Consider the following 26,010-nt stretch of genomic DNA (forward strand, 5'->3'; position numbering starts at 1 on the left):
CAAAATTATAAAATTTATTCAATAAAAACAAAAAGGTGGACTATGACCGTAATTTATCAGCAAAATTCTGAACTCTTAGAAAAAATCTTCAGTGAGCCCCACTCTATTCGACTGCCTCTCTACAACATGCTGATAAAAAATATTAGCAATCTGGTCAGCATTTCCACAGATTTAGGCAAATGCAATTGCCATGATGTCGCAGCATTTATGCATTTCTTAAAAACACCCTATATTACGGATTTAGATAAAAACGCCTTACAGCAAAACTCTAGTAAAGAATGGATTGACTATTTTTACACCCAGTACAAAGTTTGGGACGGCGTATCAGCTATACCAGCAGGTAAAGTTATTGGATTTCATAATCCGCAAAATACCATTAGCCATAACGGTGTATTTCACAGTGCATTTTCTATGGGCGGCACACTGGTTCGTGCAGTCAACAGCTTAACCTTAGGTAATGGCTGGAAAACAGCTGATCTTACTCAAAGTATTCAAATTAACGCGAATGGCACAATGGATTACAACGGCGCTTCAGTAGTTGTTTATATTTCTGACCGCTAAACAATGGCGAACTTGTACACATATGATCTGGCAAACTCAAATGCTTTCTTAAAATACTTGCATATGCTGAACTGACTCTGCGCATTCATAAACAATCGCCATGCAATGCCATCTTGATTTTTCAATTAATTTATCCCTTTCAAGCTTAACGCTCTACCTTAAATATGCTAAGGTGGAGCGCAAATTTTACCAAGGGCATCTGATGTATGTGGATTGGAATTTCTGCTATTAACCTCGCTCTAGCCGTCATGCTTGGCGCATTTGGCGCACATGGTTTAAAAAAAATTGCCACAGCTGAACAGCTGGCATGGTGGCAAACAGCAACCGATTATTTTTTCTATCATGCACTCGGCCTGCTGGCCTTAGCCATCATCAGCAAGATCATTCCTCAACTTCCAATCAAAGTCAGTTTTTGGCTCATTCAGACCGGAATTTTATTTTTCTGCGGTTCCCTCTACATCATGGCTTTAGGCCTGCCGCGCATCTTGGGCGCTATTACACCCATTGGCGGCGCACTGATGATATTAGGCTGGCTCATCTTGGCATGGAACGCTTTTAAATACGCAAAATAAACCCCTCGAGATTTTTATGCATATTTACCTGAACGGCGAGCAGCAGCAAACGTCTTGCCAAAATCTATTCGAACTTATTCAAGAACTTGCACTGGAAGGCAAACGCTTTGCAGTTGAAAAGAATGAAATGATCATTCCGAAAAGCAAATTAGAGCAAACTGCCATTTGCGATGCAGATCGCATTGAAATCATTCATGCCGTTGGCGGCGGCTAAGCTGGAGTTCCCATGGAAGATACTATTAAAATCGGTTCACGCACATTCAACTCACGTCTTTTGGTGGGTACTGGCAAATATAAAGATTTGCATGAAACAGATTTAGCCCTTCAAGCCAGCGGCGCAGAGATTGTCACTGTCGCCATCCGCCGTGTAAACATTGGACAGCATCCTGATCAGCCCAATTTGCTTTCTGTGGTTCCGCCAGAAAAATACACCCTTTTGCCCAATACAGCAGGTTGTTTCGATTCGAATAGCGCTGTACGCACCTGCATGCTGGCGCGTGAATTATTAGACGGCCATAATTTAGTGAAATTAGAAGTTTTAGGCGATGAAAAGACGCTTTACCCGAATGTCACTGAAACACTCAAAGCTGCACGCACATTAATTGACGATGGCTTTGAAGTGATGGTTTATACTTCAGATGACCCAATTGTGGCGCAAGAACTGGAAAGCATGGGCTGTGTAGCAATTATGCCTTTAGGCAGTTTAATTGGTTCTGGTTTGGGTATTTTAAACCCGCATACCCTGTCTATTATTAAAGAAAACGCCAAAGTTCCTGTACTGGTCGATGCCGGTGTAGGCACTGCCAGTGATGCAGCCATTGCCATGGAATTGGGCTGTGACGGTGTATTGATGAATACGGCGATTGCAGCCGCGCAAAACCCTATTTTAATGGCATCTGCGATGAAAAAAGCAGTTGAAGCTGGACGTGAAGCTTTTCTTGCAGGCCGTATGCCACGTAAACGCATGGCAAATTCCAGCTCTCCTGAAACAGGCTATTTCTTTAAATAATCAGCTGGAAATATTCAGCAAAAGGATTCTTCGGAATCCTTTTTACGTTTCAATCGTGTATTTTTCTTTTTTCGAGATCTACTTTTATACATAATTTGCTATGCTCTTGAGATGAATAATAATTTTAATACGGCATCGGTCATGTCTTTCAAACAGCATTTTTTCCATCTGAGTACGGCAGCGGCTGTTTTATTCAATCTCACGTTTCCAAGCCAAATGGTTTGGTCCGCGCCGCCAAATTCTGCAGATGTTCAGTCTTTTATTCCAGCCAAATGGAAGATTTTAGAAAAAGTACAAGGAGACTTAAATGCTGACGGCTTAACAGACCTTGCACTGATTATTGAAAGCACTGACCCTAAAAATATTGTCGCAAATGAAAACTTAGGCAGCAATCAACTGAATACAAACCCAAGGCAATTACTGGTCCTGTTAAAAAAATCCAAAGGCTACCAGCTAGCTTCCAGCAATAGCAGCCTGCCAACTGAAGGCGATGTCGAATCCCCCTGTCTTGAAGACCCTATGGGCGAAGGTGAAACTTTAAGCATCCAAAAGGGTTTACTTAAAATCAGCTTTCATTACTGGCTAAGCTGTGGATCATGGTATGTCACCAATACCAGCTATACTTTTAGGTATCAAAACCAAAAGTTTAAATTGATTGGTTTTGACAGCGACGACTTCCATCGAGCTTCAGGTGACATTACTGAACGGAGCATCAATTTCTTAACTGGAAAAGTGAAAAAGACATCAGGAGCAAATGAGTTTGCCGAGAGCACTTTGCCTGAAAAAGTAGAATGGTCAAAATTGAAAAATAAATATTCGATTAACTTAGAACAGATTAAATTCAATGAGCATATCGAGTTTGAATAACCGCAGATAAATAGCTCAGTACCTGCCTTTCTTAATACTGAACTATTTAATTCATTGGACAATTGTTCTAGCCGTTCAATGTTGAACTTCTATTACAGAATTTGCTCCAAGATACGTACTTTTACATCAGTATGTATGCCATCTATCGCCTGCCTATGCGCTTGCATACTGGTACTGTTCATATGCACCTCCAAGTCCTGCAGGTTTTGCCATTTTTCATACATCAAAATTGAAAAAGGAACTTTGCTTTGCATGGCGCTTTCTATATGCAGTTGGTCAACATGAATATCATAGGCATGGCAGCCAGTTTCTTGCAGCACATCAGGTCGAATTTTTTTGAATGATTCCAGCACAGATTTAAAATCCTGTTCTGAAGCACATGTAATTTCTGCAATGACCGTTATCATTTTTAAATTCCTTATATGCGATTCATGCAAAAAGCTGCGTTAAATGTTCACGATACTGCTTTGTATAGCGTTCAACTTCAGGCGCTTTGATCACATCATTTACTATAAAAGTCGGCAACGGCTGCATGCCTAAAAATTGATTGGCTTTATGAAAAGGTAAATACACTCCATCGACACCTGCTCCATGGAAAAATTGGTCTGATTCTGTAAAAGCATTCATTGGTGCATTCCATGTTAAAGACAGCATGTATTTTTTGTCATGAATCAGCCCGCCAGAACCATATTTTTTAGAGGCATCGGAACGTGAACGGCCATCATTGGCATATAAACTGCCATGCCCTTCAGTAAAGACATCATCTATGTATTTTTTTACTGTCCACGGTGCTCCCATCCACCATCCTGGCATTTGATAAATTACTGTATCAGCCCAAAGAAAATTCTGAACTTCATTTTTTGCATCGTAATTTGAATCTGCACGGATCATTTTAACTTGATGCCCCAAGTCAGATAAAACAGTTTCCGCCAAATCAGTCAGTGTGTCATTTAACTCACCATTCGAATGGGCAAAGGTTTTAGCGCCATTCACAATTAGGATATTAGTCATTTCAAAGCCTTCAAATTAATTTCTGAAAGCACTATAAGGGGAAATTTTATTCTGAAAAATTCCATAATCAGCAAAACATTATTGATTAAAAATCATGAATAAACTCAGCGCATAAAAAAACGCCCAAGGGCGTTTCTTCATATCTACTGAATTTTAGTTCATGCGTTTAAGCGATCAAACCTTCATCACGCATTGCAATCTGCACTGACTGGCGTTCTGCGACTTTTTTGCGCAGCGCATTGATATTTGCATATGGAGTTAAATCATGACCAATTGCTTTAGACCAGTTGGTCAGCACAAATAAATATGCATCGGCTGGGCCAAAGTTATCATCTACCAAATAGTCATTGTCTGATTCACCGATCGCGTTATCAATATAGCTCAGCAGGCGGTCAACTTCCGCATAGCCCTTTGCCTTTGCTTCATCATTCAAAGGCGCACCAAAAAATACTGCATAAGCATCATGCAGCTCAGAATTTAAATAACCTAGCCATTCTAAAACTTTTGCACGGCCTAGGCCTGACGGCGGGATTAAATCTTGTTTTGGATCATGCTGTGCAAGAAATGGTAAAATGGCTACGTTTTCGGTCAGGATCAGACCAGGATTAATCTCTAATGCAGGCACATAACCTTTTGGATTAATTTCATAATAATCTACGCCTTTTTCTGTTTTATGAGTTTTTAGGTCAACGCGAACCAAATCAAAATCTACGTTAATTTCATTTAAAATAATATGCGATGCCAGCGAGCAAGCGCCCGGAGAATAATAAAGCTTCATATCTGATCCTTGTTATTGAACTATTAACTGTTTTAAATCGCTTCTAACAAACTTTCAAGTGACCATACCTGTAAATTGCAAAAAAGCGTAAATGAAAAAACATCTACTCTTTGAATATTGTCTAAATTACAGCTTTTTTCAAGTAAATCTGCGATGCATTTTTGCATACCGATGATTTAACATACGCGCAGTTTAATTTTGATGAAAAAATTGTGTTTCTAAAAAAAGAAGAGTGGTTTTCCAATATCCGTACCGATGTGCTGGCTGGATTAGTGGTAGGTTTAGCTTTGATCCCAGAATCAATCGCCTTTTCCGCCATTGCAGGTGTTGATCCGCAAGTCGGCTTGTATGCATCATTTTGTATTGCAGTCACCATTGCCTTCTTTGGCGGCCGTCCAGCGATGATTTCTGCAGCAACTGGCGCCATGGCCCTGCTGATGATCACGCTGGTCAAAGAGCATGGCTTGCAGTACCTGCTCGCGGCTACGGTGCTAACAGGTGTGATACAGGTGCTCGCAGGCTATTTCAAAGTTGCCAAACTGATGCGTTTTGTTTCTCAAGCGGTGGTCTATGGGTTTTTAAACGCCTTAGCGATTTTGATCTTCGCAGCGCAGCTGCCAGAAATAGGCAAAATGGATAGCTTAGGCTATTTATTCATGGCACTGGGCTTAGCCATTATTTACCTGTTTCCTTATCTTCCAAAAATTGGCAAAACCATTCCCTCTCCGCTGATTTGTATCATCGTGCTTAGCCTGCTGGCTTTGTTCTTAGGCGCAGACATGCGTACCGTGAGTGACTTAGGGCAATTTCCAGACACACTGCCTATTTTTCTGATACCTGAAATTCCGCTGAACTTTGAAACTTTACAGATTATTTTCCCTTATGCCATCACTTTAGCCACAGTCGGCTTGCTAGAAACCATGATGACTACAACCGTGATTAATGAAGTCACAGGTACTGAAGGCGACCGCCATCAAGAGTGCCGAGGACAAGGCTATGCGAATATCGTAAGCGGCTTTATGGGCGGTATGGCGGGCTGCGCCATGATTGGTCAGTCAATTATCAACGTCTCTTCTGGCGCGCGCACACGCTTATCTACCTTAGTAGCAGGTGTATTTCTGCTCTGCTTGGTGGTTTTTTTTAAAGATTGGCTGGCTTATGTGCCTATGTCAGCATTGGTCGCTATCATGGTGATGGTGTCCTTTACCACTTTTCAATGGGGTTCCATCAAACAATTTAATAAACATACCGCATCTTTTAATACCGTGATGATTGCTGTAGTGATCGTCGTTCTGGCAACGCACAATTTGGCATTAGGCGTATTTATTGGCGTTCTGCTTTCAGCGCTATTCATCATCAATAAATTAGAAAGTGCCGTAAAAGTGGAATCTGAATTGCATAATGACGTCCGCTCATACACCATCTATGGTCAAATTTTCTTTAGCAGTTCAGAAAAATTCTATCAATTTTTTGACTTTAAAGAAACTGTACAACGAGTGCATATCGATTTAACGCATGCGCATGTGTGGGACATTACTTCTGTAAATATGCTCAATACTGTGGTGCAAAAATTTGAGTCTCAAGGTATTCAAGTCAATATTATTGGATTAAATGACGCCAGCAGCACCTTAATTGATCGGATCAATACATAAGCATCAAATAATTTTTTATAATTTTTGAAATAGCGTTTATCTCCAGCAGATTCTTTGAGTCTGCTTTTCTTTCTTTTTAATCCAAATGACTTTAAATCTGAGAATTTATTTTTTATTCATTAAGTTATAGTACAATCCAAATACAGAACTTTTTATTTCATACTCGTCTAAAAAAATAATTAAAAACAGACACACAGGGATTCAATATGTTTCGGGGAGTTTCAAACACTGCTTTTGAACGAAAATGGCTGTCTATTGCCTTTTCGATTCTCATCTGCCTAGCCTATCTCGCGGCAATGCCTAGTCACGCCTCAGATGCGCCAAGTACAAGCAATACACAATGCAAATCCAATATACAGCGCATTGAAATTGCCAAAGGCCATGCGAATAACCCGATGCAGCGGCCAATAGAAGGCTGGTCAACTGTAAATAAACTGCCAGATCAATGGAATAAACGCTGGCCAGATTTTGATGGAATAGCTTGGTATAAAGTGAACATCCAATATCGGTGTCCTGAGCAGGCGATCAAACAGCCTCTCGTACTGGCTATTGAAGGCATCACTCAAAGCGGCCGAGTATATATCAATAATGATTTACTCTGGCAGGACTTCATTTCATCAGAATACTCATCCCGCAGCCAGCACTTGCCCCACATGTGGAATATCCCTGCCTCCAGCTTAAATCAAGGGAATAATACCATCTGGATTCAAGTCTACGGCTCACTGACCCAAAAGTCTGGTATAGGTAAATTAAAGGTTGGCAGCTATGAAGATGTCAACGCAGAATTCAAAATGTGGATGCTGGAAAAAAGAACCTTAGTTGAACTCAATACCATGATCAATTTCGTGATTGCGGTGTTCTTTTTTCTTGCATGGATTGCTATCCGCGATGAAAAAGCATTTTTATGGCTGGCAATCACTGGAATAGCATGGGTACTGTACAGCACCATCATTATTTATACTGACCCAATTCCATGGCTAAGCACCCTACAGCTGGACCGCCTGCAAAATATTATCTTCTATTTTTATGCAGTTTTTGGCTGTATAGGCGCTTGGTACTTTGCACATCACCCTTTTCCACGCATCCAGAAAGCTCTGCTTGTCATTGCAGCAGTAGCAGCGCTGTGCACTACCTTTGCGCCAGAACAGTATTTAAATCAAATTATTCAAATTTCTTTTAGCTTTTTTGTCTTGCTATTTGTTGTCAAATGCATCACTTACCCCTATTTGGCGTATAAAGCAAAGATGCCAGAAACCTATATGCTGGCCTCGCTGTACTTTATTTATCTGCCCATCTCGATTCATGATGCGCATTTTATGATGACCATGGAAGGACATGCATGGTCGCCATATACTGGGCCGCTCACGACTATGGCTTTAGGCGGCGTGCTGGCAATGCGTCTTGCTCGATACACATGGCAAATCAAACGCTTTAACAAAACGTTGACTGAACAAGTGCATAAAGCTGAGCAGAACCTTACCCAGTCACTAGGGCAGCAGCATCAGCTTGCACTGGAAAATGCATTACTGCAAGAGCGCATTCATTTATCACATGATTTGCATGACGGCTTAGGCGGCTCGATTGTACGTTCTATTTTGACACTGGAACACAATGAAAAAGTAGAAAAAAACCAAGTGATGTCTATTTTGAAAATGCTGCGCAGTGATTTACGACAAGTGATTGATTCTGGATCAAGCCTATCCTCCAAAGCGCCAGACACCCCTATTGAATGGGCGGCGCCTATACGCCACCGCTTTGTGCAGCTGTTTGAAGAAATTGAAATTCGTTCTGAATGGCACTTTGCGCAAGCATGGCATTATCAGCCCAATGCTTTGCATTGCATCACACTCACCCGAGTTGCTGAAGAAGCCTTGACCAACATTCTCAAACACAGCCAAGCGACACATGTCTGCGTCAGATTACAAGAAAATGAAGCTGCTGAGCTGATTTTAGAAATTCAGGACAATGGTGTGGGTTTTGACCCGAGCACAGTCGAATCTGGCCTGCATGTCGGACTGCAAAGCATGCGCGCGCGCATAGAACGCTTAGGCGGCCAATTTCAGGTTGAATCTCTAATAAACCGCACACTGATTCGAGTCACACTACCAGCAACAGCAAATACCCAAGAAGCTTCTGCCTAACCGCTCAATGTGTATTTTAAATCATATAAATAACAATGCGCAGTTCACAGCAACATACTCAAAACTAAAGTTTGCTCTGAACTGATTTATGCAGAAATTCAGGGCAAAAGATTTGACTTGTTCAGCTCAAGACTTAAAATACCGCATTCTGAATTTTTTAGATTTGCCAAAGTTATGTCGAACGATCAATTAGACCAGCAAGTCGTAGAGCTGGACAACTTAAGCGAACAGCGAGAAATCGTAACGTTTATGCGCCGCTCAGCACCGCTGAACACCTCTCAACGTACTGCGCTTGAACAATATGGTCACTTAATTTTGGAATATCCTGTCGGTGATTTGCGTCAGCATTTCGAACACCCTGAACGCCCGCTGACTGTAGAAATCGGTTTTGGCATGGGCCGTTCATTGGTATTAATGGCGAAAGCCAATCCTGAACGCAACTATGTGGGTATTGAAGTCCATGTACCAGGTATTGCGCAATGTGTATTTGAAGCGGGCATGTCTGAACTGAAAAACTTACGCGTTTTAGATGCAGACGCTATTCAAGTATTGCGTGAAATGCCAGACAACAGCATCAATGCAGTTCAGTTATATTTCCCAGATCCTTGGCAGAAAAAACGCCACTTCAAACGCCGTTTTGTCTCTCATGACCGTATGCCACTGGTTGAACAGAAATTGGAAATGGGCGGTACATTCCACGCTGCGACTGACTGGGAACCGTATGCAGAATGGATGCTGGACGTTCTAGATAACCGTCCAAATCTTGAAAACGTGGCTGGTAAAGGCAATAGCTACCCGCGCCCTGAATGGCGTCCGCAAACTAAATTTGAACGCCGCGGCTTGGAAGCTGGTCACAAGATTAACGATTTCCTCTTTAAGAAAATTAATTAATCAAAGTTATAGTTCTTAAAAAAAAGCGCTCAACGTTGAGCGCTTTTTTTAACACCGTTTATTAACTGTGTTTGAGATGAATCAAATCTAATGAAAACATTAACGAATAAATAATCGGTAAATAAACTGCTGTATAGACGTGCCATAAGGCGGATAAATCAGCCGCATTAAACTGAATTTTGGCCGTACAAAAACCGATTTGGCGTGACTAAAAGTTTTAAAACCTTCATGCCCATGATAGTGCCCCATACCTGAAGCGCCAATGCCGCCAAAAGGCATATCTTCCATCCCTGCCGTCATTAAGGTTTCATTCAGGCACACCCCGCCGCTGTGGGTTTCCTGCAGCACTTTTTGCTGCTCCGCTTTGTTATAGCCAAAATAATATAAGGCCAATGGACGCTCTCTGGCATTAATGTAGGCAATTGCATCCTCGATTTGGTCATAACAGACCAGCGGCATAATCGGCCCAAAGATTTCATTTTGCATGAGCGCCATATCATCATGAACATCTGTCACCACTGCATGCGGCATACGGCGGTCTTCTGTCGCAGCATGTTCTTGAATCAACTGTGCGCCTTTAGACTCAGCATCTGTCAAATAATGCTGCAACCGCTCAAATTGCCGCTGATTCACAATGGCCGTGTAGTCAGGATTATTGTCTATGCTGTTGGGATAAAACTGCTTCAGCGCTTCAAAATACGCTTGGATGAAAGCATCCTGCTGACTGCGGTGGACCAATACATAATCTGGTGCAACACAGGTCTGGCCTGCATTCATCGTTTTACCAAAAGCAATGCGGCGCGCGCTTTCTTTTAGATCTGCATCTTTCGCCACAATAGTCGGAGATTTACCGCCCAGCTCCAAAGTTACAGGGGTTAAATTGTCCGCGGCTGCATGCAGTACGTGCGGCGCAATGGCTGTCGCGCCTGTAAATAACAAGTGATCAAATGCCAATTTGGTAAATTGTTGCGCCACTTGTGCATCGCCTGTAATGACATTGACATGACTTTCTTCAAATTTACTGGCAATCAGCTTTTGAAACAATGCAGAAAATTCTGGTGTGAACTCACTCATTTTTATCATCACGCGGTTGCCAGCAGCGAGCGCTTGCGCCAATGGTCCAACGGCCAAAAACAGCGGATAATTCCACGGCGCGATGATACCTACCACACCTACAGGCTGATACAGCACATAGCCCTTTGCTGGCTGAAACAGAATACCCACATCCCGTGTACTTGGCTTCATCCATTTTTTTAAATGCTTCAAGCTGTGCTTAATGCCATTTAAGCTGGTCATAATTTCAAATAGCCGAGTTTCATCTTGGCTTCGGTTTGAAAAGTCGCGGCTAATCGCGGCGGCTATATCTTCTTGATGATCGATCAGCATCTGGTACAGTACCTGCAAATGCTGTTTGCGCTGCTCATAACTCGGGTAACTCTGCGCCTGAAAAGCGGATTTCTGCCGTGCAAAAATCTGCGTCAAAGCATCGCTGCCCCCTGTCTGCATCTCTAGCTGCTCCATCACCATACATTTTCCTTTAATTCTTTGATCTATGAAAAATAGATGAAACTGAATGTTTTTTCAGTCCAAATCTTTATCTATTCAAGCCACTTGCTGATAAGTTTGGCTTTGACGAATCATATCGACCGCTTTTTCTGCAATCATCACCACCGGCGCGTTGGTATTGCCATTTACGACTGAAGGCATAATGGATGCATCTATCACACGCAAACGGTCTATGCCATAAACGCGCAGTTCAGGATCGACCACCGCCATATCGTCTACCCCCATTTTGCAGCTGCCTACTGGGTGATAAACCGTATCTATACGTGCTCTTAGAATATTGCGGATGTCATCCTCTGTCTTCACATCTGCAGTAAACAAGTCCTGCTTATACAGTTCTGAAAGTGAGGGGGACTGCATCAGCTGATGCGTCAGCTTATAGCCTTTGACCAAATCTTCTAAATCGCGATCATCGCCTAAAAAATTAGGATCAATCTTCAAAGGATCTGAAATCTTGTTCCCGCTCAGCTGCATACTGCCACGACTGCGCGGATTCAATAGACAAACATGGCAAGATAAGCCATGGCTGGCATGAAATTTACGCGCATGATCATCCACCAAAGCCATTACAAAATGCAGCTGCAGATTTGGAATATCCAATGCTGGATCGCTTTTTAAAAATCCGCCGCATTCTGCAAAGTTTGAAGTCATCATACCGCGTCGCTCGGAACGGAAACGCTTGATCTGTTTTATCATGCCCAAAGAGCCTGATACAGAAAGGCCAAAGGTGTTCACAGTATCTTTGACGGTATAGCCAAAAATGAAGTCTGGATGATCATGGAAGTTTTTGCCTACACCCGGCAAATGCTGCTTCACTTCAATAGCATGTTCAGCCAATTCGGCCTGATCACCCACACCTGAAAGCATCAAAATTTGCGGCGATTGAATTGCTCCTGCGCAAAGCAGCACTTCTTTACGGGCTTTCAGCTGCTTTAACTGCCCTGCATGATGCACTTCAGCACCAATTGCCGTTTTATTTTCAATTAGAATTTTATGGGTTAAAGCATTGGTCCATACCGTTAAATTTGGCCGGTTCAAATGCGGAAACAAATAACCGCGGGCGACACTGCAGCGCTCGCCATTAATATGCGTTACCTGATAGACGCCCAGACCTTCCTGCTCTGCCCCGTTAAAGTCATCGAGGACCTTATAGCCTTGCGCTTTCGCTGCGTCGATATAGCGCTGATGAATAGGGTTATCGCTGCGTACATCACTGACAGACAGCGGACCTGCATTGCCATGATATTCATTATGAATCCGCTCATTATTTTCAGATTTAATAAAATACGGCAGTACTTCGTCATAAGACCAGCCTGTATTGCCCTGCGCTGCCCAATGATCATAATCCGAACGGTGCCCGCGAATATAAATCATGGCATTAATTGCAGAAGAACCGCCAAGGCATTTGCCGCGTGGCTGATAGCCTTTACGGCCGTTTAAACCTTTTTGTGGCACAGTTTCAAAAGCCCAATTATTGATTTTTGTGGGTAAGCTCACCACACAAGCAGCAGGAATATTGACTGTCCAGCTATCACCCTGACCACCTGCTTCAAGCAAGCAGACGGTTATATTCGGATCTTCTGTTAAACGGCTCGCCAAAACACTGCCCGCGCTGCCGCCGCCGATAATGATGTAATCAAATTCCTTTTGCATTTTATTTTCCTTTGGACTTTTTATTTTATATTTCTAATCATTTAATAGCATAAATTTCTAAAATGCTGCATCTATGTTTTGATTTAAATGCCTATTTTTGTACTTCAATCCACATTTTCAATCGAATACTTCTGTTTAATGCTGCGCAATAAAACCTTGATAGCTTAATATCTGGGTGAAAGCGCTCACTTTTGAAAAGCCTGCTTCACTCAATAATTCTAAAGTTTCATTAGAGCTTAAAGCATAGAAATCATCATTCATTCTGCTCTGCATGGCCTGAACTTGCTGTTCCCTTAGCCCATTCATTAAACAAATCCGATTTAAAGATTCTGCTTCTTGAGCAAAACTGAATTGGGTTAAATCGAAGCTTAGAAAGATTCCATTTGATTTCAGACTCGCCCGTGCAGCCTTAACAAACTCAGGCTTTTTTGCAAAGGGCACAAAGTGGGTCACTAAAATAGATAGGACCGCATCATATTGCGGTTTAAAATCAAAATGTGTATGACTGCCTAAAATAAACTGAACTCGATTATCAGTATTCCACTCTGAAACAGCTTGTTTTGCCTTATCCAGCATGGGCTGAGACAATTCTGTGACCGTAAAGGTGCATTGCGGAAAAGCCTGCAGCAGATAGCTCAGTTCATATCCCGTTCCCGCGCCAATAATCAGCACATGTGCATGTTTAGGCAAATGCGCTTGCAATATTGCCAAAATTTGCTGATGGATCAGCTCATAGCCCGGGATCAATTTACGGATATGCTGATCATAACCATCCACGACTTGCTGACTGCAAAAATCCTTTGCCAAAGTACCTTCCTTTTCTGATTATTTATCGCGACCACAAAATTAAGTTGATTGATGCCGTTTTAAAATCTGTTCACTCATCAATGCATAGACCTCTTTTAAGTCATTGCACTGCGCCTGCTGCAGCATAGTCGTGTGCATCTCAATAATATTCTGATCACTGCGCATTGCGGGGCCTGTTTGCATCATTTTAGGATCAGACTGGGTGGCTTTCTGGGCGGTTTCCAGTATTAAAGGATACAGCAGCTGAAAATCGACCTGCTTGGCATCTACAAGCTGCTTTGCCATATCGTAGCAATAATTGGCAAAGTTGCAGGCATATACTGCAGCCAAGTGCAGGCTCAGCCGCTGTGCAGAATCATATTGATACACTCGCTGACTGAGCTGTTCTGCTAAGCGGGTCAACCCATTTAAATCCTGCGCTTGCACAGCCTCGATAAAAATAGGGGTATTCGACCAGTCAACTTCCCGTTCTAAGCTAAACGTCTGCAAGGGATAAAATACACCTGCACGCTGATGCACCTGCGTCAATTGGGCTAAATCTGTACTGCCCGATGTGTGTATAATTAAAGTCTGTGGCAAATGCGGATGCACTTCACGAATTACATCTGCAATACTGCTGTCACTCACTGCAATGATTAATAAATCAATAGAAGCATCTAAACTGCTTATCGATGCTGCTGTAGAAGCGCCAATTTTAGCCGCCAAAATAGAAGCGCGATCTGCGCTTCGGCTATAAATTTGAATAATTTGATGCTGAGCGCTCAACGCATGCGCCAAATGATGCGCCACCCGTCCAGCGCCTATAATACTAATCCGCATAATTCTGCCGTGTTTACTGCATAATTTTTACTGTGCCTAAGCATGCCTATAAAAAAAGGGCGAATCAATTCGTCCTTTTATAAACACAGCAAATTAATGACTAAAATTCAAAAAAATCAGCGCACGATAGTGCTTAGTTAAATACATTATTCAAATATACAGTACGCTCTTTAGTTTTTTGAATAAAGCATTTACTGTACTGAATGGCTTGGTTCTGTGCATACATTGCATCATTCCAATATTCGGATTTCTTTTGGTATGTTTCTAAATCTTTTTCATCGAGCTGATGAACACTTTTCTGCGATAAAACTTTACAGTCAACATCACGTTTTTCAAACCAATCGGACTGATCCTGCTGCAGTGAGGTTTTCTGTTCTGGAGAAAAACGGTCCCAAGTCATATTCAGCTGTTCTACCGCGGCCTTCTGCTCACCATCTATTTCTTTTTGGCGCACATCTAAAGCCTTTTGCGCTAAAGCTGTTTCAGCAACATTTTGCTCATCATATTGCTTCGAATATTCTTTGTTCTGTTCATTGGCTTTCATATAAGAAGCATATTGCACAGCCAATTCTGTCAGATGCGCAGCTTGGCTCACAACATCATGGTTTTCAATCGTCAGACTAATTTCATCTTTATCCGATTTTTCAATATGATAAACAAATTCAATACCATTAAGACGATCATTTTTCAGCGTTAAGCTCGGAAAGGCACTACTGTAATAATCCTGCAAAGTAGACTTATCTGATTCTTCACCTTCACACTCTTCGCATGGAGCATCAGCAAAGGCATTTTCTGCACGCTTTTGCAGTCCATTCGGTAAGATCGCTGTGATTAAACTGCTGCAGTCTAGTGTTTTTGCCTGTTCAGGATTTTCAGTTTTGGTACTGATATGGCCCAATTCAAATTTGATGTTCTTGCGGATTTTATCCAAAAGCGCCTGATCAGCTTCATAATTAGAATGACGCAAACGCTGATCTAAATCTTTCAAGTATTCTTCTTTTAAATAATCCTGAAGCTGTTCTACGTTGGCAGGTGCTGTACAACTGAAATCAGTCACTGCCTGCGCTTTTGGCGCCTCTGTTTCACTGACTTGGTCTTTTTTATTTTTAAAATAATCACAGCCTGAAAACATTGCTGCAGAACACATTAGACCGATTATTAATTTATTGTTCATTGTTTATACTCATGGTGCTTTATAATTTTGCCGTATTTAAACAAAAACCTATGCGCTTTTCCATATATAAATTGCAAAAAAAACCCCGCAATACTTGAGTTGAGCATTGCAGGTTTTTTTAGAATTTAGGTTTAAACTTTATGAACTGCCTATGATTAAGGCTGCTGTTTAACACCTTCCTCATCTACAGTACGTACCACACCTGTATCTTTGTTCAGTACTTCAAACTCGATACGGCGGTTTTTAAATTGACCCTCTTTGGTTGCATTGTCTGCAATCGGTTTTTCTTGCCCCATGCCTACTGCCTGCAGCTGAGCTGGGTCTACACCTTTACTGACCAGATAATCCACTACAGATTGCGCACGTGACAGTGACAGTTTTTTATTGGCATCGGCATTGCCAGTGGCATCCGTATGGCCAGTTACAGTCAACTCTACCTGCTTTGCACGCTGCATCAGCGCGGCGGCTTGATCCAGAATCGATTGATTCACCTCTGGAATTGCAGATGAACCTGTTGCAAAGTTAATAATTTGCAAATTCAGTGCTGTAGCAACATCCAGTGCCCTCACATTATCTGGATGGATCGCCTCCAGCGCTTTTTGCGCATCAGAAATACTGTTATTTACCGTAGTGCTTTCATCGGCTGGCTTCTGAACCAATACATTCATATTTTTAGCCAGTTTTTTAACTTCAGCTGCCAAACGTTCTGCATCTTGCGGATTAGCGGTTTGAATTGAAAGCTGATCTCCGACCCAATTCAAAGATGCATTTGGTGTGCCTTTAAGCAGTTTCAATACTGATGGAATGGCATCCTGATCGATAAACTCACTGTGGTAAGCGGCCTCTGCTGAAGCGCCGCATCCCATAGGACTATTAAAAATTTGCTTCACTTGCTGATGCAGGATATCAATAAAGCTGCTGTTATTCACATAGGCCTGACAGCTCATCAGCTCACCTTTTTCATTGGTGCTCAGCTGTAATGAAGCAGGCTGCGTAGCGGCACTTTGCACAGGCGGCGCAGTTTCTTCAACCTTGTTTTTATTCGAACATGATTTAAACCATAATCCAGCCAGCAGCGCCAATATAATTAATGCAATGAGCGGAAGCCATGAACTGGATTTTTTCTCTGTCACTACAGGCTCTGTCAGCGTAGGGGATTGATGGAGCGTTCCTGCCGTTGCTGTGCCTATACCCAAAGCAGATAAAATCGGCAATGCCCATGCGGGCAAGGCGCTTTTAATTGAATCTTCCTGCGTATTCAGCAAATGCTGAATCGCTTCAGGGTCTGAAGAACCCGCCTGATTTTCCAAGAACCCTAAGGTGGGCAGCAATGATTTAGTAAGTGTCCCTTCAATTTCATCTGCTGGCGCTGAGCCTCGAATCGTGTCCAACAATTGAGTTTTGATTGCAGAATTACCGCCCAGCAAATCTCCGAGCCTAGGATTAAGGTGATTTTTTAACGTATCCAGCAACCCTGGCTTGGATTTTAAGATACTGAGTAAAATGGGATAAAAAGAACTGAGTGCATTGCTTTTTTCTGATAGAAACTGTGTTTCACCGTCTAAGACAATAGATGATACCTGTTGTCTCAATAGATCAATAATCGTGTTCATCGGCTTTATCCTTCGCTCTTGCAATTGATTTTGTTGTAATGTTTTGCATATTTATTGATCAGTCTATGCCCTTCCTCAAATGTGTCTGTAATAAATTGTATGATCTGGCAAGGCCCTAAAAGGTATAAAAAAAGCCAGCAGATGCTGGCTTTTAAATAACTGAAAAAACGACATTTATACTGTAAAAGTTTTTACTGTTTTACCAATTACAGTCTGATGAATTAATGGTGTATTTTTACCATTTGAAACAATAGTGTCTTTATTTAATGTCCATTCCAATGATGGATTGACTAAAATCCAGCCAGACTCCTGTACCCAGCGATCGTACATATTCGCCACTTTTGCTGGGGCTACTGTTACTTTTCCAACCCATTCCAAAGGTTCGAATAAACCTTCATTAATCAACTGCACACCAAAAGGGACAAAAGTATCAAAGGCAGTAAAACCAGGCAGGGTTTCTGCAAATGGCGCCATTTTTGCAGAACTGCTTAACGGCTCATGATGCGTTGTAATGGCATCAATCACACCCTCTTTTAGGCCTTGACGCAGCAGCTGCTTGTCTTGTTCTGAACGCAGCGGCGGACGAACATGCGCCAAAGCATTGAAGCCATCAATCAGTTGATCGGTTAAATGCAGCTGGTGCATTGCCACATCACAAGTTACCGGCAAACCCTTGGCTTTCGCAATTTTTATTAATTCAACTGATGCGCCGCAAGACAGCAATCCAAAGTGAGCGCGTACTTTTGTGGCTTCAATCATTAATAAGTATTTTGCAATCGCAACCGTTTCAGCCAAGGCTGGAATCATTGGCAAACCTTGACGTGAAGCGACAAAACCTTCATGCACACAGCCATCTTTAGCAATTTGCGGCTCTTCTGCATAGAATACGACAGTCATATCTAAGCCAGCTGCATATTCCAAGGTACGAATCACCACATCATCATCGGCAAAAGGCGCATTGGCATTTGAAACTGCAGTACAGCCGCCCTTTTTCAAACCGGCCATATTCGCAGGCTGATTGCCCTTCAAACCTTGCGTTTGTGCGCCAATAACCTGCAGATAAATGCCGCCATCCAGCATGGCTTTTTCGACCAAGCCATGAATCAGCGCACCATTGTCTTGAACAATCGGCTGAGAGTCAGGCGGCGTAAACACATGCAAAATACCATTTTCACGCGCCGCTTTACCTTCAGATTTTAAAGTGCCGTGCTGCTGCTGGCCGGGTTCACGCATACGCGCGCAGAGGTCCACCATGGTTGGCATCAGCCATAGACCTTGGCCATCAATCGTTTCAGCGGCTTGAGCATTTTCGGCAACAATTTTACCGTTTTCGATACATACCGTTTGTACACTGTCCGTTTTATGGATTGGGTCAAGGACACGTACATTTTCAATTTTTACAATAGTCATGACTTTCCCTTACACCGCAATCGCTTCAATTAAACCCTGTTCCTGCAACTGGCCTTGCATAGACAAAGCCAGTACAGCCATACGCACGGCAATACCATTCGTTACCTGATGTAAAATGACAGACTGTGAACCATCTGCAATGCTGGAATCAATTTCCACACCGCGGTTCATTGGGCCTGGGTGCATCACGATGCAATCCGGTTTAGCCAAAGCCAAACGCTCTTTATTCAAACCGTACATTTTGTAAAATTCTGCTTGCGAAGACAGTGCTGGAGAATCAATACGTTCATTTTGAATCCGCAAGGTAATAATCACATCACAGTCACGAATACCGTCTTCCATATTGTTAAATAGTCGGACGCCTTCACCATATTCATCAAAACCGTATGGCAGCAAGGTATTTGGCGCAACAACACGGATGTCTTTACAGCCTAATGTCTGCAGTGCAGCTACATCAGAACGCGCTACACGTGAATGTTTAATATCGCCAATAATCGCAATGCTGATGTCTTCAAATTTCTTTTTTGTTTGACGGCGGATGGTCAGCATATCCAGCATCGCCTGAGTTGGGTGCGCATGGCGGCCATCACCTGCATTAATGATTGCAACATTCGGACAGACATCTTTGGCAATAAAATGTGCAGCGCCAGAAGACGAATGGCGGACAACGAAAATATCCGTTGCCATTGCTTCCAAATTCCACAGTGTATCGCGCAGTGTCTCACCTTTAGAGGTGCTTGAACGCGCAATATCAATATTCAGCACATTAGCAGAAAGGCGTTTTGCAGCTGCTTCAAAGGTTGTTCTGGTACGGGTAGAATTTTCAAAAAACAGGTTCATTACCGTACGGCCTTCTAGCAGATTATTGGTAATGAGCTGATTTTGGTCATTAAAAAAGGACTGCGCAGTGTCCAATATTTTAGTTAGGGTTTCTTTAGATAAACCGTCGATGGTAAGGAAGTGTTTAAGGTGACCATCTTTGTTGAGTTGAATCTGGCTCGGTGTATGCAATGCCGCCAAGTGCATGAGAGATTCCTTATCGTTAAGTTAACGCATTATACAGAGAATCCTTTGTTTTGGCAGTTGAAGTTTTCAGCAGTTACACATTTTCTGAGCAGGAATAAAAAATCAATTTCTTGATTCCTATGCGTAAATTCAATTAGATAAATTAAACAAAATCTTTAAAATGGTTCCTTTGCTGTAGCCGTTTCTTCACTTTTACTGCTTTGAGTGGCCGCCTATTTTATCTATTAAATGAATAGCTTTTGACTCAAAAGAAAATCTTAAATTTACTGATTGATAAAAAAATCAGGCTTTAAAAAGTGACGGATTTTAAAGCCTGTCCCAAACTCAAATTTTTTCGGGAAAAAAATTAACGCAGCGCACCAATATAATGATGCGAAACTTGCGCTTTATAGATTTCTTCTTCTGTGACTGCCTCATCTTGATATACAGGTTCTAAGGTTTTGATTTCATCCGTCAATAAAACTGGAGCCGCTGGCTCTTCATAAGCGGTTAAATCGAGTGCATCATGTAAGCGGCGAATCAGGCGATCAAGTTCTGTATCCCCAGCTTTATATGCAATTTCAATTACATATCTTGCGTACTCTTTATTTTCTACAATATACAGCACATCGACAACACGGCCAGTGACTCTGCGCAGCCGCGCATAAAATAACGTCGCTGCTGAAAAAGCATCCGAACTGTTTTTGCTGTCTTCACGAAAAATTCCCAGCATAAATCCCCCTGCCTTATAAATATAAATTTTTTACTCTGGATACTTTGCAATTTTTAATTTGCATAAATTCCGTACAGGTTTAAGCAAGATGTATACCAATTACGTGAATAATATTTAACACATAGGTGTTTTGCTTATTTTTAACATAATCCAACTGATGAATATTTCTCACAAAACCCATGCAGATGATCCGCCCAAAAAGATGAAAATACGTTAAAATATGCGATTGCTTTTTTGCCTTTGGAAATTTACATGAATTCGAAACCGCGTCTTTCTTCATACTGGGTCACCTGTGCAGATGGACTGGAAACCTTACTCCGTGAGGAAATTGAAGGTTTAGGTGTTCAAGAAATTGAACAATTCCCGGGTCGTTTGATTTTCAAAGGTGTATTAGAAGATGCATACCGCATTTGCATGTGGTCACGTCTCGCTTCACGTGTATTAATGCCAATTCATACACATGAACTTGAGTTCACTCATGATGCGCGTGATGTCGCAGAAGAGCTTTATGAAGGTGCAATCAGCTTTGACTGGTCTTTAATTTTTGCACCGCAAAGCACCTTTGCAGTGCGCCTGCATATTGAACGCGACATTAAAGTAAACAGCCAGTTTGCAACTTTGCGCGTAAAAGATGGTGTGGTTGACTCTTTCATGGAAGCTGTAGGCAAGCGTCCAAGCATTGATATTAAACAGCCTGAAATCACGCTGTATGTCCTTGCAGGCAAAAAAGAGCACACTTACTGCTTGGATTTATCCGGTGACTCACTGCATAAACGCGGTTACCGCCGCTTTATGACAGATGCGCCAATTAAAGAAAACTTAGCCGCTGCGATTCTGCAAAAAGCAAAACTGAAAGAACGCAATCCAGAAATTATTTTAGATCCTATGTGCGGTTCAGGGACTTTCATCATTGAATCGCTCATGATTTTAACGGACCGCGCACCTGGTTTAGTCCGCCGTTTTGGCTTTAATGGCTGGAATGGCCATAACAATGATTTATGGATGAGCATTAAAGCAGAAGCAGCTGACCGCCATGCCAAAGCTTTAGAACAGGAACTGCCAAAATTCTATGCCTTTGATGCAGACTGGGAAGCGATTAAAGCGACAAAACAAAATATCATCGCAGCGGGCTTTGAATCCGTACTCGATCAAATCAAAATTGAAGAGCGTACCCTTGCTGATTGGCCGGATTTCCAAGCAGAAGGCAAAAGCGCTTTTGTCGTTACTAACCCGCCTTACGGCGAGCGTTTAGGTGATAAAGCCTCTAACCGTGCGCTGTATTTAGGTTTATCTGCATTACTGCAAAAGAATTTCCCGAATCAATATGCAGCGGTTATTGCAGCAGCTGTTGAGCAGGCGGATGTACTGGCATTCAATGAGCCGCAGATTCTGCGCTTGATGAATGGTAAATTGCCGATTTATGTCCGCTTTGGTGTAATCAAGCCTGTTGCCGCTGCACAGCCCTTCTTAGCAACTTGGCAGCCACTTCAGTTTGATGCCATTGAAGGCGCAGAAGACTTTACCAACCGCCTGCAAAAAAACATGCAAAATCTGAAAAAATGGGCAGTTAAAGAAAATATCTTCTGTTTGCGTTTATATGATGCTGACTTGCCTGACTTTAATGTTGCTGTTGACTTATACGGCGACCGCTTGCACGTGCAGGAATATGCGCCACCTAAAACAATTGATCCAGAAAAAGCGAAAAAGCGCTTTAATTTAGCGCTGCAGGCAATCCGTTCAGTCACTGGCCTTCCGCGTGATGCGATTTTTATTAAAACCCGTGCGCGTCAAGAAGGCAAAACCCAGTACAGCAAACAAAGCACTGCATCGAAGCGCTTTATTGTGCAGGAAGGCAAAGCTAAGATTTTAGTGAATCTAACTGACTATTTAGACACTGGCCTATTCCTAGATCACCGTCAAATGCGTCTGCGCATTGCAGCTGAAGCCAAAGGAAAACACTTCCTTAACCTTTATAGCTACACCTCTACTGCAAGTCTGCATGCAGCATTGGGCGGCGCAGCCAGCACCACCAGTGTCGATCTGTCAAACACCTACTTAAACTGGTCTAAAGAAAACTTTGTTTTAAACGGCCTGACTGTAGACCATGTAGATGAACAGCATCAATTCTTTGCCAGCGATTGTTTTGAATGGCTGAAAGAAGGCCATGAGCAATATGACCTGATCTTTATTGATCCGCCAACTTTCTCGAACTCTAAAAAGTTCTATGGCACTTTTGATGTGCAGCGTGACCACATCTCTTTGCTTAAACGTGCAATGAACCGTTTGACCACAGACGGTACGCTGTATTTCTCAAATAACTACCGTGGTTTTGAGATGGATGAAGAAATTGAAGCCATGTTTGATGTCAAAGAAATCAGCAATGAAACCATTGGCTTAGACTTCAAACGCAACACCAAAATTCACCGTGCATGGAAAATTCAGCACTTTCCAGTATAAGTTTTAAAGGCTGGGCTTAATGACTTAAGCCCAGCCATCAAGACATGAAGCCTATTTATAAGGCTTCATTTCCACCACTAAACCATCCGGATAAGAAATCGTAATGTTTTCATCTGAAATGTGATGAACAACATGCGTCATATCCAAACGTTTTACAGCGTCAACAACCTGTGGATTTTGTCCAGCGCGCTTTTTCTGCGTCAAATATTGGCTCATTTCAGAGCCATCCAAACTGATTTCCTGTATTTGCTGATTATTACGGTCAATCCTTGCGCTCATATCTGCGCGCTGATCGGCTTGATTCTGCTCAAAATTTTCAGATGCCCGCATTAAAACTTCCTGATTAAACGCTCCTTTCATTCTCACTGCATTTTCTAAAGTCTGGTCAGATAATGCTGTTTTTGCAGATGCTGTAGATATTGCCAATGCAGATAAAATTGCACCCAACACTGCTGTTCTAAATAATAAATACCGTCGGCTTTTATATGTCATCTCATTAATTCCCTTTTATTTTTATAGCCTTATGACGCTAACGATTTTTATTATTCAAAACAATATCTGTATAAAATTTCTCCGACAGAACACACAAATTACGCGTAAAAATATCTTAAGCACATGATATATAAATTAATATTTCAGACAAAGTGCATCGCCTTCGAATCAAAAAAGCCGCTTAAAAGCGGCTTTTTATTGCAATAAGACAGATTTAAAATTAATTTTTATCTGGATCTAAAAACTGCTTTTGACCAAATTGATATTCCAGCAGCATTTTCAGCTGATCACCATCCCGCTTGGCCTGACCTGAAGCCTCTAAGCTGCTGAATGCCTGCTCAATATCTGGCTCCGTCAGCATTTTTCCTGTAGAAGCTTGAGCATAACTGTTCATCACTGTTCGATAGATATTTTTATCAAATGCCAAATTGGCCTTAAAGGACAGTAGATTTGGCAGCATTTTCGCAAATGCTGAAAGTGAACCTTGATGGCCTGGCATCAGCTTACCTTCCAGTTTTGCACTTGCAGTCCCATCGCTCATACTCAGCTGATTCTCTGACTTAAATTCCATGCCCTCATTAACTAGATTTAAAAAAGCTTGCGATACGTCCGCCTGCATCAATTCAGAACTTTCACAGCTGTTTTGAGATTTATCCCAGACAGCCGACAGCGAATTCAGGTCCTGAGTTTTGATATTGCTTAACGCTAAGTTAATCGTCATGTCTTTGATTAATGGCGTGCTTGGAAGCGTCAGCTCCCCTATTTTAAAACTGCCATCTAAAGTTACGCGGCTGTCTTTAACCTCTGTATTCATCAGCATTTCAAAATTTTTAAATTTCCCAGAAAACTGCTTATCTATACGCTGAAATGCACCTATTGAAAAATGCGTATGTCCGTCACGGATTTCTTTTTCACCCAGCCCTTGATTTGAGTCTAATTTAATATTTTGCGCCAATATTTGGATCTGACCTTCTGTGACCGTTAAGGCCGGTAATTCAAAAACAACCTTAGAAACTTCTGACTCATCCTGCGCGGCAGACTCAGAATAGATAGAGATCAAACTTGGTTCAAGACGCATATGCACACCTTGATTCTGAGTATCAATACGAGGGAGATGAACCGTAGATTTTGTTTTTCCCATCCAGTTAATATGGGTCTGTATATGCTGCTCCCCTTTCAAAGCCGCTTTAATTTTTTCACTGCCAGACTTAACCTTAAAACTAGACTCAATATTATAGCCATTCCATTTTTTTTGGATCTGATCCTTACCTTGCAGTACGATCACATCTTTAGGCTTGCACGGATCGAGAATGAGTGTAATTTCCCAATCTGCCGAGCCTTTCATCATGCCCAATTGAATATTGCTGTATCTGACTTCTAACTCTTCAAGCGCTTTCGAAATTTCAGCATGCTCATAATAGTCCGCTAACTTTTTATCTGCATACCAATTTGCACCAGCACCTGAAGCAGCCAATGCTAAAAGACAACCTGCCCCCAAAATTATCTTTGACATCTTGTACTCAATCTTTTGTTTATTCTATGGGTACAGTATATTTAAGATTAATTACAAATAGAACACATATTTAATACAAAGTAGCAATTAGCGCAAAATAAGTCATCTTCCTCATTAAATCCGGCCACATTCAAAATAACTGATTTTTGAACGGTCAAAGCACTCAAAAGGATTGCCTTGGAAGCTGTGAAAAGAGTGAATTGCTTGAATAGTATAAGAGTGGGTACGCTGCATCTGCTGAATTCGCGGATCATTTTTGGCTAAGGTAATACAAAATGCACGCTTGCGATATTGATGCATCTGACATTTCGCATGATAAAGCAAACTGCTGAATACTTGTAAATGCTGAGGATGGCATAAAGCGCTATGCAGCATTAAATAATTTATAGCGCCATCCTGTTTGGGCAGCAGCAGCGCCCCTTTCACTTGCGCATACACATTATAAAATGGCTTGGCGAACTTCATTGGCCATGAATAATGCACCACACGCGATTGTTTAAAAGATTTCTGATTCCATAAACCATAAATACCCACCAGCTGATTGTCCAGATTATAAGCCAAATGAAAATCTTCCAGCTTCAAGCCTCGCCAAAAGGCATGCTGACCATCCAGTAAGCCGCTAAAATCATAATTAGGCAAAAAATTGTAATGAGCTTGCATCGACTGCACAAAGTCATTCACTGCTGGAATCTTGTCCGCAGTTAAACGCTCAAACTTAAACAACCCATAAGATGCAGGCTTTTGCACCTGAGACACCATAAATGTTTGAATATCATCATAATGATAAGGTGTCGGAAAGCCTTTACGTTTTTGATGCAAAATTTCACGCGCTGCAACATTGCCTTCGAGAACAATACTTTGCAGCATGCCGTCTTTTGGCAATTCATCCTGCAGATAGTCCATCAGCAAATGCAGAATCTTCTGCCCGCGGTAATCCTGATCTAAACGCAGATCAGAGACATAGCGCAGTACATCTGATTTGCCATTTACAAAGCAGTATTTCCAGCCCAGATTCATCATACCCACCACTTTATTTGGCTGATGCTCAGGCACGACCACTCGGATATCTGGACGGTTATACTGTGTCTTCGAAGCACTGATATAGCTCGGATTACGCTCATAAGACAAGATCATGCCATTGCTGGGCATATGCTCTGAAATCAGTTTGCCTAATTGTGCGTCGTCTTGCTGCGTTGCTGCACGCACATAAAAGTTTGGAACCCTTGGTGAACGGTATTGCTTTTCAAAGTTATCAGCTAGCGTATTCGATACTTCAGCGTTCATGACAA

The 26,010-nt window shown here is 42.0% G+C and carries 25 protein-coding genes; 10 read left to right on the top strand and 15 right to left on the bottom strand.

Going from position 1 to position 26,010, the window contains the following annotated elements:
* The first annotated feature begins 42 nt into the window (after positions 1-42).
* From B9T34_RS05065 to B9T34_RS05085, 6 genes are all read left to right on the top strand, one after another.
* Complete coding sequence (locus B9T34_RS05065) at positions 43-561, top strand: hypothetical protein (RefSeq protein ID WP_086212087.1); 519 nt, start codon at positions 43-45, stop codon at positions 559-561.
* 206 nt (positions 562-767) lie between these two features.
* Positions 768-1,133 (top strand): DUF423 domain-containing protein, encoded by a 366-nt coding sequence (locus B9T34_RS05070; RefSeq protein WP_086212088.1) that lies wholly within the window; start codon positions 768-770, stop codon positions 1,131-1,133.
* A 16-nt stretch (positions 1,134-1,149) separates the two neighbouring features.
* Positions 1,150-1,347, top strand: coding sequence for a sulfur carrier protein ThiS (gene thiS / locus B9T34_RS05075; protein WP_086212089.1), 198 nt, complete (start codon positions 1,150-1,152; stop codon positions 1,345-1,347).
* A gap of 12 nt (positions 1,348-1,359) precedes the next feature.
* The gene (locus B9T34_RS05080; RefSeq protein WP_086212090.1) at positions 1,360-2,142 is read left to right on the top strand and encodes a thiazole synthase; all 783 of its coding nucleotides are present in this window, start codon (positions 1,360-1,362) and stop codon (positions 2,140-2,142) included.
* A gap of 191 nt (positions 2,143-2,333) precedes the next feature.
* Positions 2,334-2,456 carry a hypothetical protein gene (locus B9T34_RS19205; protein ID WP_416202701.1) on the top strand — a complete coding sequence of 41 codons (123 nt, stop codon included), beginning with the start codon at positions 2,334-2,336 and terminating at the stop codon, positions 2,454-2,456.
* Positions 2,404-3,009: a hypothetical protein gene (locus B9T34_RS05085; RefSeq protein ID WP_416202702.1), complete on the top strand. Its 606-nt coding sequence runs from the start codon at positions 2,404-2,406 to the stop codon at positions 3,007-3,009. Before B9T34_RS19205 ends, B9T34_RS05085 begins: the two co-directional genes overlap by 53 nt.
* A 92-nt stretch (positions 3,010-3,101) precedes the next feature.
* On the opposite strand, the gene B9T34_RS05090 is transcribed toward B9T34_RS05085, so the two are convergent.
* The 3 genes from B9T34_RS05090 to B9T34_RS05100 all read right to left on the bottom strand — a co-directional run bounded on the left by B9T34_RS05090 (position 3,102) and on the right by B9T34_RS05100 (position 4,798).
* A complete protein-coding gene (locus B9T34_RS05090) occupies positions 3,102-3,416 on the bottom strand; it encodes a putative quinol monooxygenase (protein WP_086212091.1) in 315 nt (104 codons plus the stop codon).
* A 22-nt stretch (positions 3,417-3,438) separates the two neighbouring features.
* Positions 3,439-4,020 carry an NAD(P)H-dependent oxidoreductase gene (locus B9T34_RS05095; RefSeq protein WP_086212092.1) on the bottom strand — a complete coding sequence of 194 codons (582 nt, stop codon included), beginning with the start codon at positions 4,018-4,020 and terminating at the stop codon, positions 3,439-3,441.
* A 166-nt stretch (positions 4,021-4,186) separates the two neighbouring features.
* Entirely contained in the window at positions 4,187-4,798 is a 612-nt protein-coding gene (locus B9T34_RS05100; RefSeq protein ID WP_086212093.1) for a glutathione binding-like protein, read from the bottom strand.
* Positions 4,799-5,007: 209 nt separating this feature from the next.
* Here B9T34_RS05100 and B9T34_RS05105 point away from each other — a divergent pair, with 209 nt between their 5' ends.
* The 3 genes from B9T34_RS05105 to trmB all read left to right on the top strand — a co-directional run bounded on the left by B9T34_RS05105 (position 5,008) and on the right by trmB (position 9,482).
* Positions 5,008-6,450 (top strand): SulP family inorganic anion transporter, encoded by a 1,443-nt coding sequence (locus B9T34_RS05105; RefSeq protein ID WP_086212430.1) that lies wholly within the window; start codon positions 5,008-5,010, stop codon positions 6,448-6,450.
* A 206-nt stretch (positions 6,451-6,656) separates the two neighbouring features.
* Positions 6,657-8,591, top strand: coding sequence for an ATP-binding protein (locus B9T34_RS05110; protein ID WP_086212094.1), 1,935 nt, complete (start codon positions 6,657-6,659; stop codon positions 8,589-8,591).
* Positions 8,592-8,765: 174 nt separating this feature from the next.
* Positions 8,766-9,482: a tRNA (guanosine(46)-N7)-methyltransferase TrmB gene (gene trmB, locus B9T34_RS05115; RefSeq protein ID WP_086212095.1), complete on the top strand. Its 717-nt coding sequence runs from the start codon at positions 8,766-8,768 to the stop codon at positions 9,480-9,482.
* Between the two features lie 99 nt (positions 9,483-9,581).
* Here trmB and B9T34_RS05120 read toward each other — a convergent pair whose 3' ends face one another.
* The 9 genes from B9T34_RS05120 to B9T34_RS05160 form a co-directional block, all read right to left on the bottom strand.
* Positions 9,582-11,009, bottom strand: a complete 1,428-nt coding sequence (locus tag B9T34_RS05120; protein WP_086212096.1) for a coniferyl aldehyde dehydrogenase — start codon at positions 11,007-11,009, stop codon at positions 9,582-9,584.
* 75 nt (positions 11,010-11,084) lie between these two features.
* On the bottom strand, positions 11,085-12,698 hold the full coding sequence (locus tag B9T34_RS05125) for a GMC family oxidoreductase (protein WP_086212097.1): 1,614 nt from the start codon (positions 12,696-12,698) through the stop codon (positions 11,085-11,087).
* Between the two features lie 135 nt (positions 12,699-12,833).
* Positions 12,834-13,505, bottom strand: a complete 672-nt coding sequence (locus B9T34_RS05130) for an SAM-dependent methyltransferase (RefSeq protein WP_086212098.1) — start codon at positions 13,503-13,505, stop codon at positions 12,834-12,836.
* 39 nt (positions 13,506-13,544) lie between these two features.
* Positions 13,545-14,324, bottom strand: coding sequence for a Rossmann-like and DUF2520 domain-containing protein (locus tag B9T34_RS05135; protein ID WP_086212099.1), 780 nt, complete (start codon positions 14,322-14,324; stop codon positions 13,545-13,547).
* 133 nt (positions 14,325-14,457) lie between these two features.
* Positions 14,458-15,498, bottom strand: a complete 1,041-nt coding sequence (locus B9T34_RS05140; RefSeq protein WP_228147404.1) for a DUF1311 domain-containing protein — start codon at positions 15,496-15,498, stop codon at positions 14,458-14,460.
* 155 nt (positions 15,499-15,653) lie between these two features.
* Positions 15,654-17,111, bottom strand: a complete 1,458-nt coding sequence (locus tag B9T34_RS05145; RefSeq protein ID WP_086212100.1) for an OmpA family protein — start codon at positions 17,109-17,111, stop codon at positions 15,654-15,656.
* A 174-nt stretch (positions 17,112-17,285) separates the two neighbouring features.
* Entirely contained in the window at positions 17,286-18,521 is a 1,236-nt protein-coding gene (locus B9T34_RS05150; protein WP_086212101.1) for a dihydroorotase, read from the bottom strand.
* 9 nt (positions 18,522-18,530) lie between these two features.
* Positions 18,531-19,547, bottom strand: a complete 1,017-nt coding sequence (locus tag B9T34_RS05155) for an aspartate carbamoyltransferase catalytic subunit (protein ID WP_086212102.1) — start codon at positions 19,545-19,547, stop codon at positions 18,531-18,533.
* A gap of 346 nt (positions 19,548-19,893) precedes the next feature.
* Complete coding sequence (locus tag B9T34_RS05160; protein ID WP_086212103.1) at positions 19,894-20,259, bottom strand: hypothetical protein; 366 nt, start codon at positions 20,257-20,259, stop codon at positions 19,894-19,896.
* 252 nt (positions 20,260-20,511) lie between these two features.
* Between B9T34_RS05160 and rlmKL the strand changes: the two genes are divergently transcribed.
* Positions 20,512-22,716, top strand: a complete 2,205-nt coding sequence (rlmKL, locus tag B9T34_RS05165; protein WP_086212104.1) for a bifunctional 23S rRNA (guanine(2069)-N(7))-methyltransferase RlmK/23S rRNA (guanine(2445)-N(2))-methyltransferase RlmL — start codon at positions 20,512-20,514, stop codon at positions 22,714-22,716.
* 51 nt (positions 22,717-22,767) lie between these two features.
* Here the strand turns inward: rlmKL and B9T34_RS05170 are convergent, their stop codons facing one another.
* The 3 genes from B9T34_RS05170 to B9T34_RS05180 all read right to left on the bottom strand — a co-directional run bounded on the left by B9T34_RS05170 (position 22,768) and on the right by B9T34_RS05180 (position 26,005).
* Positions 22,768-23,208 carry a hypothetical protein gene (locus tag B9T34_RS05170; protein WP_086212105.1) on the bottom strand — a complete coding sequence of 147 codons (441 nt, stop codon included), beginning with the start codon at positions 23,206-23,208 and terminating at the stop codon, positions 22,768-22,770.
* 220 nt (positions 23,209-23,428) lie between these two features.
* On the bottom strand, positions 23,429-24,721 hold the full coding sequence (locus tag B9T34_RS05175) for a DUF945 family protein (protein WP_086212106.1): 1,293 nt from the start codon (positions 24,719-24,721) through the stop codon (positions 23,429-23,431).
* Positions 24,722-24,835: 114 nt separating this feature from the next.
* A complete protein-coding gene (locus B9T34_RS05180) occupies positions 24,836-26,005 on the bottom strand; it encodes a GNAT family N-acetyltransferase (RefSeq protein ID WP_086212107.1) in 1,170 nt (389 codons plus the stop codon).
* Positions 26,006-26,010 lie beyond the last annotated feature (5 nt).

It is taken from the genome of Acinetobacter sp. ANC 3813 (assembly GCF_002135435.1).
Lineage (GTDB): Bacteria > Pseudomonadota > Gammaproteobacteria > Pseudomonadales > Moraxellaceae > Acinetobacter.

What these genes read in the sequence shown, in the direction of transcription:
- rlmKL (WP_086212104.1), top strand. Translation starts at nt 20,512, where the DNA reads ATGAATTCGAAACCGCGTCTTTCTTCATACTGGGTCACCTGTGCAGAT.
- B9T34_RS05125 (WP_086212097.1), bottom strand. Translation starts at nt 12,698, where the DNA reads ATGCAAAAGGAATTTGATTACATCATTATCGGCGGCGGCAGCGCGGGC.
- B9T34_RS05180 (WP_086212107.1), bottom strand. Translation starts at nt 26,005, where the DNA reads ATGAACGCTGAAGTATCGAATACGCTAGCTGATAACTTTGAAAAGCAA.
- B9T34_RS05080 (WP_086212090.1), top strand. Translation starts at nt 1,360, where the DNA reads ATGGAAGATACTATTAAAATCGGTTCACGCACATTCAACTCACGTCTT.
- B9T34_RS05150 (WP_086212101.1), bottom strand. Translation starts at nt 18,521, where the DNA reads ATGACTATTGTAAAAATTGAAAATGTACGTGTCCTTGACCCAATCCAT.
- B9T34_RS05110 (WP_086212094.1), top strand. Translation starts at nt 6,657, where the DNA reads ATGTTTCGGGGAGTTTCAAACACTGCTTTTGAACGAAAATGGCTGTCT.
- B9T34_RS05140 (WP_228147404.1), bottom strand. Translation starts at nt 15,498, where the DNA reads ATGAACAATAAATTAATAATCGGTCTAATGTGTTCTGCAGCAATGTTT.
- B9T34_RS05120 (WP_086212096.1), bottom strand. Translation starts at nt 11,009, where the DNA reads ATGGTGATGGAGCAGCTAGAGATGCAGACAGGGGGCAGCGATGCTTTG.
- B9T34_RS05155 (WP_086212102.1), bottom strand. Translation starts at nt 19,547, where the DNA reads ATGCACTTGGCGGCATTGCATACACCGAGCCAGATTCAACTCAACAAA.
- B9T34_RS05100 (WP_086212093.1), bottom strand. Translation starts at nt 4,798, where the DNA reads ATGAAGCTTTATTATTCTCCGGGCGCTTGCTCGCTGGCATCGCATATT.
- B9T34_RS05095 (WP_086212092.1), bottom strand. Translation starts at nt 4,020, where the DNA reads ATGACTAATATCCTAATTGTGAATGGCGCTAAAACCTTTGCCCATTCG.
- trmB (WP_086212095.1), top strand. Translation starts at nt 8,766, where the DNA reads ATGTCGAACGATCAATTAGACCAGCAAGTCGTAGAGCTGGACAACTTA.
- B9T34_RS05175 (WP_086212106.1), bottom strand. Translation starts at nt 24,721, where the DNA reads ATGTCAAAGATAATTTTGGGGGCAGGTTGTCTTTTAGCATTGGCTGCT.
- B9T34_RS05065 (WP_086212087.1), top strand. Translation starts at nt 43, where the DNA reads ATGACCGTAATTTATCAGCAAAATTCTGAACTCTTAGAAAAAATCTTC.
- B9T34_RS05145 (WP_086212100.1), bottom strand. Translation starts at nt 17,111, where the DNA reads ATGAACACGATTATTGATCTATTGAGACAACAGGTATCATCTATTGTC.
- B9T34_RS05090 (WP_086212091.1), bottom strand. Translation starts at nt 3,416, where the DNA reads ATGATAACGGTCATTGCAGAAATTACATGTGCTTCAGAACAGGATTTT.
- thiS (WP_086212089.1), top strand. Translation starts at nt 1,150, where the DNA reads ATGCATATTTACCTGAACGGCGAGCAGCAGCAAACGTCTTGCCAAAAT.
- B9T34_RS05135 (WP_086212099.1), bottom strand. Translation starts at nt 14,324, where the DNA reads ATGCGGATTAGTATTATAGGCGCTGGACGGGTGGCGCATCATTTGGCG.
- B9T34_RS05170 (WP_086212105.1), bottom strand. Translation starts at nt 23,208, where the DNA reads ATGACATATAAAAGCCGACGGTATTTATTATTTAGAACAGCAGTGTTG.
- B9T34_RS05070 (WP_086212088.1), top strand. Translation starts at nt 768, where the DNA reads ATGTGGATTGGAATTTCTGCTATTAACCTCGCTCTAGCCGTCATGCTT.
- B9T34_RS05160 (WP_086212103.1), bottom strand. Translation starts at nt 20,259, where the DNA reads ATGCTGGGAATTTTTCGTGAAGACAGCAAAAACAGTTCGGATGCTTTT.